The 12473-nt window shown below is 49.2% G+C and carries 14 protein-coding genes; all 14 read left to right on the top strand.

The annotated features are described in order from the left end of the window. Positions 1–12 precede the first annotated feature (12 nt). The 14 genes from OEM52_01805 to OEM52_01740 all read left to right on the top strand — a co-directional run bounded on the left by OEM52_01805 (position 13) and on the right by OEM52_01740 (position 12315). Complete coding sequence (locus OEM52_01805) at positions 13–2112, top strand: TonB-dependent receptor (GenBank protein ID MDK9698873.1); 2100 nt, start codon at positions 13–15, stop codon at positions 2110–2112. A 104-nt stretch (positions 2113–2216) separates the two neighbouring features. Then, a complete protein-coding gene (locus OEM52_01800; protein MDK9698872.1) occupies positions 2217–3284 on the top strand; it encodes a DUF2971 domain-containing protein in 1068 nt (355 codons plus the stop codon). 52 nt (positions 3285–3336) lie between these two features. Beyond that, positions 3337–3636 (top strand): nucleotidyltransferase family protein, encoded by a 300-nt coding sequence (locus tag OEM52_01795; protein ID MDK9698871.1) that lies wholly within the window; start codon positions 3337–3339, stop codon positions 3634–3636. Next, positions 3623–3964 (top strand): DUF86 domain-containing protein, encoded by a 342-nt coding sequence (locus OEM52_01790; GenBank protein MDK9698870.1) that lies wholly within the window; start codon positions 3623–3625, stop codon positions 3962–3964. Before OEM52_01795 ends, OEM52_01790 begins: the two co-directional genes overlap by 14 nt. 38 nt (positions 3965–4002) lie before the next feature. After that, on the top strand, positions 4003–5169 hold the full coding sequence (locus tag OEM52_01785; protein ID MDK9698869.1) for an acyl-CoA dehydrogenase: 1167 nt from the start codon (positions 4003–4005) through the stop codon (positions 5167–5169). 16 nt (positions 5170–5185) lie between these two features. Beyond that, a complete protein-coding gene (locus OEM52_01780) occupies positions 5186–5512 on the top strand; it encodes a nucleotidyltransferase domain-containing protein (GenBank protein ID MDK9698868.1) in 327 nt (108 codons plus the stop codon). Continuing rightward, positions 5499–5903: a HEPN domain-containing protein gene (locus tag OEM52_01775; protein MDK9698867.1), complete on the top strand. Its 405-nt coding sequence runs from the start codon at positions 5499–5501 to the stop codon at positions 5901–5903. Before OEM52_01780 ends, OEM52_01775 begins: the two co-directional genes overlap by 14 nt. A 5-nt stretch (positions 5904–5908) precedes the next feature. After that, on the top strand, positions 5909–6823 hold the full coding sequence (locus OEM52_01770; GenBank protein MDK9698866.1) for an MBL fold metallo-hydrolase: 915 nt from the start codon (positions 5909–5911) through the stop codon (positions 6821–6823). Positions 6824–6860: 37 nt separating this feature from the next. Continuing rightward, positions 6861–7112: a type II toxin-antitoxin system HicB family antitoxin gene (locus OEM52_01765; GenBank protein MDK9698865.1), complete on the top strand. Its 252-nt coding sequence runs from the start codon at positions 6861–6863 to the stop codon at positions 7110–7112. Positions 7113–7241: 129 nt separating this feature from the next. Continuing rightward, positions 7242–8429, top strand: a complete 1188-nt coding sequence (locus OEM52_01760; protein MDK9698864.1) for a thiolase family protein — start codon at positions 7242–7244, stop codon at positions 8427–8429. 84 nt (positions 8430–8513) lie between these two features. After that, positions 8514–8807, top strand: coding sequence for a GIY-YIG nuclease family protein (locus OEM52_01755; protein ID MDK9698863.1), 294 nt, complete (start codon positions 8514–8516; stop codon positions 8805–8807). 280 nt (positions 8808–9087) lie between these two features. Further along, positions 9088–9939: a 3-hydroxybutyryl-CoA dehydrogenase gene (locus OEM52_01750; protein MDK9698862.1), complete on the top strand. Its 852-nt coding sequence runs from the start codon at positions 9088–9090 to the stop codon at positions 9937–9939. A gap of 149 nt (positions 9940–10088) precedes the next feature. Further along, complete coding sequence (locus OEM52_01745) at positions 10089–11231, top strand: acyl-CoA dehydrogenase family protein (protein ID MDK9698861.1); 1143 nt, start codon at positions 10089–10091, stop codon at positions 11229–11231. Positions 11232–11274: 43 nt separating this feature from the next. After that, entirely contained in the window at positions 11275–12315 is a 1041-nt protein-coding gene (locus OEM52_01740) for a branched-chain amino acid transaminase (GenBank protein MDK9698860.1), read from the top strand. Positions 12316–12473 lie beyond the last annotated feature (158 nt).

The following is a 12473-nucleotide window of genomic DNA, read 5'->3' as shown; positions in this document are numbered from 1 at the left end:
GAAGACCTGATCATGAAACGACATTTCAATTTCTGTCTCTTTGTAGTTTTGGCGATAATCGGACTAGTGGGCAACACAAACGCTAAGCCAGATACTACCGCGACGACGACCCTGCGTGAGATAACGGTAACGGCGGAACGGCAACCGACGACATTACTGGAAGCCCCTTATTCGGTGAATGTGATTGGAGTCCGTCAGCAAAGCAATGCCATTAGCGCCGGTCTCGATAAGGCATTGAGTGAAGTGCCCGGCGTATTTGCGCAGTCACGGTACGGCGGCAGTGATGTTCGTTTAACGATTCGCGGATTCGGGTCGCGGGGAGCCGCCGAGCGTTCCAATGCCGCCACCATTCGCGGGGTGCGGGTACTACTCGACGGTATTCCCTTAACCGAACCGGATGGCAGAACATCGCTCGATTTGGTTGAGTTATCCACTTTGCAAAAGATCGAAGTGGTGCGCACCAATGCTTCGACGTTATGGGGGAATGCCTCAGGCGGCGTCCTTCATTTGCAGAGCAGCACCGGCAGCGGTTCGCCGGCGGTTTCGATAGAACAAGATGTCGGCGCACACGGATATCAACGTTCGACGATCAGCGGCGAAGGGTCGTATGCGGGAAAACAGTATTCCGCGGTGGTGTACCGTTCCCGATACGATGGCTGGCGAGACCACTCCGATGGCGACCGTACCGGTTTTCGCGCCTCGATGGCGGGCAATCTTTCGCAAACAGCGCAGTACGGTTTCTCGCTCGCAGGCGTCGAGAATTCCTTTAAGATTCCCGGTGCATTAACGGAAGCGCAGGTATCGGAAAACCCGACGCTGGCGAATGCGACCTATCAACGGCGTGACGAGCGTAGAATCAATAAATTGGGATTGGCGGGCGGTTGGTTGATTGCGGAGTTGCCCGGAAATCACGCACTCGAGATACGCGCGTTTTACAATCCGAAGCGGTTGGAACGTTCGGAACGGAATACTTATCGCGATTTCGACCGGGTATTGTGGGGCGGCGATGCCGTGTTACAACGCAAATTCCAGCATACGGAATCTTTGTCGTTTACAGCGGCGATGGGTGTCGATTTTTCAAGTCAAAGCGGTATCGGCGAGTTCCGGAATTTGGTCGATGGCCAGCGCGGTACCGTAACATCGGACAAGAAAGACGAAATCGTCCGTAACTACGGCATGTTCCTAACCGGAAATCTGCAGTGGCGGCAATGGCGCGGTACGATTGGATTCCGGAACGATTGGGTCGATTACGATTTCCACGATATGCTGCATCCGGCATTGGACGACGCAAAGCAATTTTCGGTATGGTCGCCGCGGCTCGCGGTGAGTTGGCTCCCGCGAGTCGATCAATCCCTCTATTTGCAGTATAGCGGCGGGATCGAAGTGCCGGCAGGAAACGAAGTGAATCCGCCGCCGGGTTGGGATACGTTGACAATTCTGAATCCGAATCTCGAACCGATGCGTTCGCGCACATTAGAAGCCGGCTGGAAAATCTTTGGCGCTGGTGAAAAATGGTTGTCGCGCTGGAGCAGCGAAATCGCCGTTTACCGGATTACCGTCTCCGACGAATTGATACCTTACGATAATGGCAAATACTATGCATCGAAGGCGTCCAGCGAAAGGTATGGCGTCGAGTGGAGCGGGGTGTGCGCGTTCTCGCAAGGGATTTCGACTCGCGCCGCATTGACTTGGCAACAACACCGGTATCGGGAATATCAAGCGATCGATGGTGCGGAAAGCTTTGCTGAGAACCGGGTGGCGGGCGTACCTGATTGGTTTTACTCGCTGAGTGCGGAGTATCGTCCGATTCTGCTTTCTCAGCTTTCTTTATCGGCGAAAGTGCGGGGAGTTGGCGATTATTATGCCGACGATGCGAACAGGCTTAAAATCGATTCGTACCAATTGGTAGACGCCGGGATCGTTTGGAAACAACCGGTGTCGAAGGAACTCTCGCTACGGTTTACGACGATGGTGGAGAATCTTGCGGATCGAAAGTATATCGCTTCGACGTACATCAATCCGGAAATTCCGACGACGGCGCAACCGGCATACCTCGAGCCGGGGCTACCGCGCAACTACACCGTCGCGCTGGCGTTAGAGTGGAAAAAGTAACAGCTTGTCTTCGCGAGGAATGAAATGAAGTAACGTCGGCGCTTCGCCGACTTACGAAATGGAATGACGTGGCGATCCCATTTGTAGAAAACAATGGAAACAACATGGACGAAATCATCTTCGAGATTCGAGAAGCGGAGAAAGGTGGGTACACTGCGAAGGCAATCGGCGAATCAATCTTCACCGAAGCGGAAACGCTTAGCGAACTAAAACTCAAGATTCGAGAAGCGGTGAAGCGTCACTTTGACGAGGGAAAAGTACCGAAACGAATTCTATTGCGAACGATTAGGGATGAGGAACTGGAAATCGATGAGAGATTTGCCGGGCAGTTGTTTAAGTATCGAGATTTTAAGAAAACGCCTGAATGGAGAAATAAGCCGCGTGGAAGATACAGAGCGTTGATTCAATATGGTCTGCGAATACTGACTCACAATGAGCTTTTCTTTTCAGCACCATCAAATTTTAATGATCCATTTGATTGTAAACTACCAATCCCGTTTCAGAATGGGAGCAATCAAGACAAAAAGAAGTTTATTTGTGATATGTTAGAAGCTGATGATAAATCAAAAGTTGAGGTAGAAAACAAAGCAAACCGAATAATTCAGAACCCAAACAGAGATTTCATGAAAGGTTTGGAAGAGGGATATATCAATAATACAGTCGAATATTACGGTGTATTGTCATTGACCAAACGACATGATGAATCATTAATGTGGTCACATTATGCTGATTATCATAAAGGGTTTGTTGTCGGTTTCCAACACAATCGAATGGAAATTTTATCGAAATCAAAATTAAAAATTTACAGAGAATATGTCGATTATAAAAGTAATATTCCTGACTGGAATTTTTATGAAGTTTGTAAAAATAAAGATGTTAATAAATTGATTAAGAACTTATTTTTGACAAAATCGTATGGTTGGAAATATGAACGAGAATTTAGAGTAATCGTTTTTTCGCTTGATGAAAATGGAAATCAGACATCTGCAAATGTAGGATTAAGATTTGATCGCAGTTCTTTGGCGTGTGTTATCCTTGGTTGCAAAATCCTACCAGAAAATAGAACGAAAATAATAAACATTCTAAAACAACTATCATTAAAAATTCCTTTGTACCAAGCAAGAAAAGTGCAAACAAAATTCGCTTTAGAGTTTTTAGAAGAATTGTACTGAAAGTGGGTTGAAAAGAAACGTGTCTAACGATGTAAATGTGAAATGTGGAGAAATGCAATTAACCCCGGATTCCATTCGGGAGGTCTTGCGCGCGCACTTGCCGGAACTGCAAGAAAAGTATCGGGTACGGTCGATTGGTTTGTTTGGTTCCTATGCTCGCGGCGACGCTACAGAGGATAGCGACATCGATATTTTGGTCGATTTTGATCCAAGTATCGGTCTTAAATTTGTTCATTTGGCGGAGTACTTAGAAGAATTGTTGGGAAGGCGAGTCGATTTGGTTTCAACCAGAGCGGTGTCGCCAAGACTCCGGCAATCCATTGAGGAGGATTTACTCCTTGTCAAAGCATAGCGATTACATCACAATTCAAGAAATCCTTGAGGTTATTAGTAACATCGAATCATATCTCGAAGGTAGAACACCAGAACATCTTCGTTCTGAGAAGATGTTAAAAGATGCCATTTTGATGTCATTGATCGTTATTGGCGAATTGACAAAACGACTTTCTGAGGAAATCCGTAACCAGTATTGTGATGTTGACTGGTTAGGAATTGTCGGCATCCGGAATCGCATAGCCCATGGATATTTTGATGTTGATTTGGATTTGATCTGGACAGTAGCAACGACTGAAATTCCGTTATTGAAACTGTCGTTGACAAAAATAATGGAACGTAATTAACAACGACGAATCCTTGATTGGGGGAAGGAAAGAAAAGAATGCAAAACTTAGATTTTCTGTTGCCGGAAGAAGTGCTCATGATGCGCGAGATGGTCGCTGATTTCGCACAAAATGAATTAGCACCACACGTCATTGAGTATGACGAGACTCAAAAATTTCCGCTCGAACAAGTTAAGAAGATGGGCGAATTGGGACTGATGGGGATTCCCTATCCGGAGGAGTACGATGGTGCGAATCTCGGGTATCTCGGCTATGCGGTCGCCATCGAGGAGATTGCCAAAGTGGATGGTTCCACGGCACTCACCCTCGCGGCTCATACTTCGTTGGGATTAGGTCCAATCTATCTCTTCGGTTCCGATGAACAGAAGAAAAAGTATATGCCGCCAATGTGCCGGGGCGATGTCATCGGCGCATTCGGATTGACCGAACCGGAAGCCGGCAGCGATGCCGGGGGGACGCAAACAACCGCTGTGCGCGAGAATGGCAGTTGGGTGTTGAATGGACAGAAAATCTACATCACCAATTCCAATTACGCCGATACTTTTGTCGCGACCGCGATGACCGACCGCTCGAAAAAGACCAAGGGAATTTCCTCATTCATTATTGAAAAAGGTACTCCCGGGTTCTCGATTGGTAAGAAGGAAAACAAGATGGGATGCCGCGCGAGCGATACCGCGACACTCCATTTCGATAACTGCAAAATCCCCGCCGAGAATATTTTAGGCAAAGAGGGGGAAGGCTTTAAGCAATTCCTTCACGTCCTCGACGGTGGCCGGATTTCCATCGGCGCGATGGCATTAGGATTGGCGGAAGGAGCGTTTCTCGCTTCGGCTAAGTATGCCCAGGAACGGAAACAATTCAATCAGCCGATTGCCGAATTTCAATCGACCCAGATGAAGTTGGCGACGATGGCGACCGAAATCGAAGCGGCTCGCCACTTGATTTATCACGCAGCGAAATTGAAGGATGCAGGCCGCGATTACATCAAAGAATCGTCGATGGCGAAGTTGTATGCGAGCGAAGTCGCCACGCGTACTTGTTTAACGGCGATTCAGATACACGGCGGTTATGGTTACATCAAAGAGTATCACGTTGAGCGAATGATGCGCGACGCGAAACTGTGCGAAATCGGCGAAGGAACCAGTGAAATCCAGCGTTTGATTATTTCTCGCGAGATTTTACAGAAGGGCAATCTGCTTGCTTAGTTGAGTAGGGACAAACATGAAATCCGATACCTATGAAGAAATCGTCCAACGAGTTGTCGCAACGGTACATCCGGTACGAATGTTGCTGTTCGGTTCGCGAGCAAGAGGGGATTATAACGACCAATCAGACTACGACTTTTTGGTGGAGGTAGATGATGCGCTCGTCCGCGAATCGGGACGTTGGAATCTATTAAAACAGATTCGCTCACATCTTCCGTTCGGATTTCCACCGGCGGATTTTCTGCTGTTTTCATCGAGTGAAGTTGCACAATACCGGAACTCAAAGAATCACATCGTTTCACGAGCGCTTCGGGAAGGTAAAGTTCTGTATGAAAACCGGTAACGATGGGGTTCGATTGTATCGTGTCGGACTTCGCGATTTGTATACGTTACGGAAGCTCAATCAAGGGGATTTCGATACCGAAGTCTTCGGATTTCATGCACAACAAGCGGTTGAGAAGTTCTTGAAGTGTTGGTTGTCATCAATCGAGATAGACTATCCATTCACTCACGATCTAAGGGTATTATTCGATTTACTGGATGCGAATAAACAAGATACCGGAGAGTTTCGTTCCTTGCAGGATTTGACCGACTTCGCGGTATTTTATCGTTATGAGTTCGATACTTCGATGAATATTCGGTTAGACCGCGACGACTGTATCGAACAGATTGGCAGGTTGGAAATGGTAGTTCGTAAACTAGGCGATTTCCACAGCGATATTGGTGGTGAATAGTTATTGTGAGTGTTGAACTACAATTACCGTTCGTCGAGGGGCCGTTTCGGATCGGGAGGTTTACGCTCCATCTGATCTCCGATGGCTGGATGAAATTGTCCGGTCAATCGATGTTCCGTACTGCCGATCAAGTGGACGATGCCGCCTCGACTGAGAAGCGGAGCGACCGTCCGGCTGGCGAGACCCGTCACACCGGTCGAACGTTAGTTGGTTTGAATTGTCTCTTGGTGCAAGACGGCGAAAAGAAAATACTGATCGATACCGGAATCGGGAATAAACACGAGGTCAAGGAAGGGCGGAACTACGAATTCGAGCGGCCGCGCCTGCTTGTGAATGGTTTAGCAACCTTGGGATTCGCACCCGAAGATATAACGCATGTGATCAATTCGCATCTTCATTTCGATCATTGCGGCGGCAATACCGAGTACGATGAGCTGGGCAATCTAAAAGCGGCGTTTCCCAAGGCTACGTATTTTATGGCGCGGGGGGAGTTCGAGTGTGCGAAGGAACCGCCGCCGCGGGCGAAACGGGATTTCCCGTTGGAAAACATTCTTCCGTTACAGGAGACCGGACAACTGGAGTTGTGGGATCACGATGGGGAACTCCTGCCGGGCATTTCCGTATTGACGACGGGGGGACACACCCGCGATCATGCCGTATTATTGATTTCCGATGGGGGGCAAACGGCGTGCTTTTTGGCGGATTTGATTCCGACGGCATCGCATCTTCACCCCTCGCTGGTCATGAAATACGACATGTTTCCCGACGATGTGAAAAAAGTGAAACGCTACCTTTTGGAACGGGCGAGTGCGGAACAATGGCTCCTCTTCTTCGACCATGCGCCACGGGTACGGGTGGGGAGAGTTTGGCAAACCGGGACAAGGTTTCATTTTAGTGCGGAAGGTAGTAAGAGCGAGTGAACGCTTGTATATGTGATTCTTTTTTTGAGGAATACCGATGCAAGAACGGGTAAAACTCAACCAATACACCGCTGTTTTCATCAAACGAAAAAAGTGGTGGATCGGTTATGCCGAAGAGACTCCCGGTGCTATCACTCAAGGATCAACTTTAGAAGAAACCCGAGAGAATCTCAAAGAAGCGATTTCGCTTGTTCTTGAAGCAAACCGAGATTTGAATAAAATGAAAGAAAAAAGTGGTAAAGTGATTAGAGAACCGATATTAGTTCCAATTGTTACTAGCATGAGTTGATTCGTTGTAAGAGAAATTCTTAATCATAGAGATTGCTTCGTCATTTCGGATGCACATGGTTGCATCCTTCATTCCTCGCAATGACAGGCGGAGCACAATGGGAATTGTAAAACTAACAAGGGGAAACCAATGCATTCTCATCCGGAAGCGTGGATCGTGGGGGCGGCACGTACACCAATCACGGCGTATCGCGGATCGCTCGCATCCTTTTCCGCCGCACAACTCGGCGGAATCGCAATCAAAGCGGCACTCGAACGTGCCGGAGTCGCACCCGACGCGGTGCAAGACGTAATTATGGGAATGGTGCTGCAGGCCGGCGTCGGACAAGCGCCCGCCCGTCAAGCTGCCATTGCCGCCGGTATTCCAACCTCAGCTGGTGCGTGGACCGTCAACAAGGTCTGCTCGTCTGGTCTCAAGGCGGTGATGTTGGCAGCGGCTCAGATCGAATCAGGGGAATTCGACGTCGTCGTCGCCGGTGGCATGGAGTCGATGTCGAATGTACCGCATTATGTCCATTGGGCGCGCGGCGGCGTCGGTTACGGCCATGCGCAAGTGACCGATGGCGTGATCAAAGATGGCCTTTGGGACGTCTATCACGATAAACACATGGGGAATTGCGCCGAAACCTGTGCTGCAAAGTATTCGATTACCCGCGAGCAACAGGATGAATTTGCGAAACTTTCCTATAATCGTGCCTTGGATGCAATCAAAACCGGAAAGTTTGAAAAAGAGATCGTTCCGGTGACGATTCCGCAGAAGAAGGGCGATCCGATTATCGTGAAGGAAGACGAAGAGCCGAAAAAGGCGAAAGTCGATAAATTCCCGGAATTGCGTCCCGCGTTTGCGAAGGATGGCACCATTACCGCCGCCAATGCCAGCTCGCTCGACGATGGCGCTGCCGCTTTGGTAATCGTCTCGTCCGAGTATGCGAAAGCGCACGGTTTGAAGCCGCTCGCTAAAGTGTCCGGCTGGGCGACTCATTCGCAGGAACCAGAATGGTTTACGACCGCTCCCGCCGGCGCAGTCGAAAAATTGCTCAAGAAATTAGATTGGTCGAAGAATGACGTCGATTGCTTTGAATTAAACGAAGCATTCGCCGTTGTCGCCCTCGTGAATAACCAATTGCTGGGCTTAAATGCGGAGAAGGTGAATCCGTGGGGCGGCGCGGTTGCGTTAGGCCATCCGATTGGTTCCTCCGGCGCTCGCATTGTGGTAACGCTGGTGCATGAATTGCTTGCCGGCGGCGGCAAGAAGGGTATCGCCGGACTCTGCAACGGTGGCGGCGAAGCGACTGCCTTAGCGATTGAAGCGATGTAACTATTCTATTGTAGGGGCGTATGAATTGATGCGCCCCTATTGTCATTGCGAGGAAGCGCAGCGACGAAGCATTCTCAGTGACCAATGGAGAAACAATACTTTGTCTACATCATGACAAATCAGAGCAATACCGTATTATACACCGGTGTAACTGGAAACATCGGCAGAAGAATGGAAGAGCATAAACAGAAGTTATCCAAAGGATTTACAAAACGTTATAACATCGACAAGCTCGTGTATCTGGAATGGACTGGTGATATAAACGATGCATTGCGACGAGAAAAGCAGATCAAAGGTGGGTCGCGAGCGGATAAGATAAAGCTTATTAATTCGATGAACCCTAATTGGGAAGATTTATCGGATCGCGTTCGGGTTTGAGTGTCGAGATTGCTTCGGCGCAAAGCGCTCTCGCAATGACACGATTAGTATTGAGATTGCTTCGGCGCAAAGCGCTCTCGCAATGACACGGTTTAGTACTGAGATTGCTTCGGCGCAAGGCGCACTTGCAATGACACGATTAGTATTGAGATTGCTTCGGCGCAAGGCGCTCTCGCAATGACACGATTAGGGCGTATTCCATACGCCCTTACTAAAACAAATGAGATTGCTTCGTCACTGCGTTCCTCGCAATGACAACAACGGGAGGGAAAAAAGAGAAATGTCGGAAATCAAAACCATCGCCGTGATCGGCGCGGGAACCATGGGGAATGGAATTGCTCACGTCAGTGCGCAATCCGGCTTCAAAACGTTTTTATGCGACGTCAAGCAGGAATTTCTTGACCGGGCATTGAAGACAATTACCAAGAATCTCGAGCGGCAAGTAACCAAGGGTACGCTCAGCGAGGACGACAAAAACGCGACACTCGGACGTTTGACGACATGCGTCGGATTGGATTGCACCAGGGAAGCTGACTTAGTCATTGAAGCGGTGCCGGAAATCGAAGCGCTCAAGTTTGCTATCTACAAGGAATTGAATGAGAAGGTGAAAGAGGGAGCCATCGTCGCCTCGAATACTTCTTCAATTTCCATTACGAAGTTAGCCGCTTCGACCAAAAAGCCCGAAAATTTCATCGGAATGCACTTCATGAATCCGGTGCCAATCATGAAACTGGTGGAAGTGATTCGCGGTCTGGCTACTTCGCAAGAGACCTACGACATCGTCGCCGACACCGCGAAGAAGATGGGGAAAGTCCCAGTCGAAGTGAATGACTACCCCGGCTTCGTGGCGAATCGCTTGCTGATGCCGATGATCAACGAAGCCGCTTACGCGCTGTATGAAGGGGTTGCGACGAAGGAAGCCATCGACGAAGTGATGAAACTCGGGATGGCACATCCAATGGGGCCGCTTACCCTCGCCGATTTCATCGGTCTCGATGTTTGCTTGGCGATTATGGAAGTATTACATCAGGGATTGGGCGATAGTAAGTACCGCCCCTGTCCCTTACTTCGCAAAATGGTTGATGCCGGGTACCTCGGTCGTAAATCCGGGCGCGGTTTTTACTCGTACTAACATCGAAACGTAATGGGGTGGATCACCACCCCATCTGCTTTCTGCAAGATTATTCCAGTAAATATCTTGGTTAGGAAGATACTTTGCTTTTCGACGAGTTGAGCTAACGCTCGTTTTTTTGTTACATTGCTTCACTTAGGAGCTTTTCAATGCACTTTGCACTGACTGACGAACAGAAGATGGTGCGGGATACCGCCCGTCAGTTCGCCCGTGACGTACTTGCCCCCAAAGCCTCGTGGCGCGACGAGACCGCGACCTTCCCGCATGAAGAACTGAAACAGTTAGCCGACATGGGTTTCTGCGGCATTCAGTTGCCGGAGGAGTTTGGCGGCGCGGGGATGGATTCTATTAGTTACTCGCTCATGATCGAAGAGATCTCTGCAGGGGATGCCAGCGTTGGCGTGGTGTTATCGGTCACCAATTCGCTGGCGGGTTTTCCGATATACAAGTATGGTACTCAGGCACAGAAAGAAAAATATTTACCGAAACTTGCCTCGGGTCAATGGTTGGGCGGATTCATGCTCACCGAGCCGGAAGCGGGTTCCGATGCCGGCGCGCAGAAAACCACCGCTATCGATAAGGGCGATCACTTTGTCGTAAACGGAACGAAGCAGTTCATCACCGGCGGCGCTACTGCTGACGTCTTTATCGTCACCTGTGTGACCGATCCGGCGAAGGGAAGTAAAGGAACATCTACCCTCATTATCGAGAAAACCTTTCCCGGCTTTATCGTAGGGAAACACGAAGATAAGATGGGGATTCGGGGCAGCGATTGTGTACAAATCATTTTCGACAATTGCATCGTCCCGAAAGAGAATTTGTTAGGTGAACTGGGGAGCGGCATCAAAATTGCCCTCTCGACGTTGGATTCCGGACGAATCGGTATCGCTTCGCAAGCGTTGGGAATCGCCGCTGCCGCAATGAATGCTGCGAAGGAATACGGGCTGCAACGTAAGCAATTCGGCCAACCGATTACCAGTTTCCAAGCGATTCGCTTCAAGTTTGCCGATATGACGATGAAAATCGATGCAGCTCGGTTATTAACCCATCGTGCCTGTTGGTTGAAAGATCAAGGTGAACCCTACTCGGTCGAGTCGGCGATGGCAAAATTGTATTCCTCCCAGATTTGCGTAGAAGTCGCGAATGAAGGGGTACAGATTCATGGCGGAGCGGGCTACATGAAGGATTATCCCGCAGAGCGACATTTACGCGATAGTAAAGTTTGTGAGATATATGAAGGCACGAGTGAAGTGCAACGCTTCATATTATCGAACGCACTACTCGGGCGATAGTCGTCGCCCGATTGTTTCCGATTGAAATCAATGTGAGGTCCAAATGCCCACCAAGAAGAAAAGCGTTGAGTTCGATGAGGGTAAGAAAATCTGGTTCGACGGGAAAATGGTCGACTGGAAAGACGCCAATGTACATGTTGGAATTCACGCTCTCCACTACGGTTCCTCGGTGTTCGAAGGTATCCGCTGTTACAATACAAAAAATGGTCCGGCGATTATGCGCTTGAAGGAGCATATGCGACGGCTATCGGATAGCGCGCGGATTTGCCGGATGAGAGTTCCTTTTACAATTGAACAACTGGAAAAGGCAGCGCTCGAAACGATCAAGGTAAACGAATGGAAAGAGGCGTACCTCCGTCCGTTAGTCTTTCGCGGATACCATTCGCTTGGCGTTCTGCCAAAAGACAACCCAATCAATGTTGTCATCATGAGTTGGTATTGGGGAAAGTATCTCGGCGCTAAAGCGTTAAACGGTGTTGATGTGATGGTGAGTTCGTGGAATCGTGCCGCTCCCAATACGTTCCCGACAATGGCGAAAACCGCACCGAACTACTTGAATAGCCAATTAGTAAAGATCGAGTCGGTTGCAATGCGCGCCGAACTGGATCCAGAAAAAGTTGCCGCTGACGAATTAGGATATGAACAATTCGATGAAGGCATCGCATTGAATACCCAAGGATTTGTTTCCGAAGGCAGCGGAGAAAATCTATTTATCATCCGTGACGGAATTGTTTACACCCCCCCGGCGGCGGCAATGATTCTTCCCGGGATAACCCGGATGTGTGCGATTACGATAATGGAACGCGATATGGGTCTCAAAGTGGTTGAGGCAAATATACCGCGGGAAATGTTGTACATTTGCGACGAATTGTTCTTTACCGGTACAGCTGCGGAAGTGACGCCGATTCGTTCGGTGGATCGTCAGGCAGTTGGTGAAGTGGTAGCTGAGAAGAAACTGCCGTTTGGCGGTGCATATATCTCACGCGGTAAGATTGGTCCGATCACGAAAGAATTGCAGGAGCGTTTCCTTGCAATTGTTAAGGGCGAAGCGCCCGATAAGTATGGCTGGTTAACTCACGTATGAAAAATTCTTCCCGCGAATTCCTTTCGGCGGAGGCAGAGCAGAAGCTGTCTCCGCCGTCGCGTGTCATAAGGAAAGTCCGTAAGCGCCAAGAGGTGCTCGTTTCCCGCGCGTCAATGGCAGCGGAAGAAGAGCCCGAAGGTGGTTACGATGTAGTTGAC

The sequence above is a fragment of the bacterium genome (genome assembly GCA_030247525.1).
Classification (GTDB): domain Bacteria; phylum Electryoneota; class JAOADG01; order JAOADG01; family JAOADG01; genus JAOTSC01.
Note: the sequence above shows the minus strand (reverse complement) of the source record. Positions and strands in the feature narration are given on the sequence as shown.

Excerpts from the sequence above, each read along its gene's own strand:
- OEM52_01750 (MDK9698862.1), top strand. The coding sequence starts at position 9,088 with ATGTCGGAAATCAAAACCATCGCCGTGATCGGCGCGGGAACCATGGGG.
- OEM52_01780 (MDK9698868.1), top strand. The coding sequence starts at position 5,186 with ATGAAATCCGATACCTATGAAGAAATCGTCCAACGAGTTGTCGCAACG.
- OEM52_01805 (MDK9698873.1), top strand. The coding sequence starts at position 13 with ATGAAACGACATTTCAATTTCTGTCTCTTTGTAGTTTTGGCGATAATC.
- OEM52_01785 (MDK9698869.1), top strand. The coding sequence starts at position 4,003 with ATGCAAAACTTAGATTTTCTGTTGCCGGAAGAAGTGCTCATGATGCGC.
- OEM52_01740 (MDK9698860.1), top strand. The coding sequence starts at position 11,275 with ATGCCCACCAAGAAGAAAAGCGTTGAGTTCGATGAGGGTAAGAAAATC.
- OEM52_01755 (MDK9698863.1), top strand. The coding sequence starts at position 8,514 with ATGGAGAAACAATACTTTGTCTACATCATGACAAATCAGAGCAATACC.
- OEM52_01775 (MDK9698867.1), top strand. The coding sequence starts at position 5,499 with ATGAAAACCGGTAACGATGGGGTTCGATTGTATCGTGTCGGACTTCGC.
- OEM52_01745 (MDK9698861.1), top strand. The coding sequence starts at position 10,089 with ATGCACTTTGCACTGACTGACGAACAGAAGATGGTGCGGGATACCGCC.
- OEM52_01760 (MDK9698864.1), top strand. The coding sequence starts at position 7,242 with ATGCATTCTCATCCGGAAGCGTGGATCGTGGGGGCGGCACGTACACCA.
- OEM52_01795 (MDK9698871.1), top strand. The coding sequence starts at position 3,337 with ATGCAATTAACCCCGGATTCCATTCGGGAGGTCTTGCGCGCGCACTTG.
- OEM52_01800 (MDK9698872.1), top strand. The coding sequence starts at position 2,217 with ATGGACGAAATCATCTTCGAGATTCGAGAAGCGGAGAAAGGTGGGTAC.
- OEM52_01765 (MDK9698865.1), top strand. The coding sequence starts at position 6,861 with ATGCAAGAACGGGTAAAACTCAACCAATACACCGCTGTTTTCATCAAA.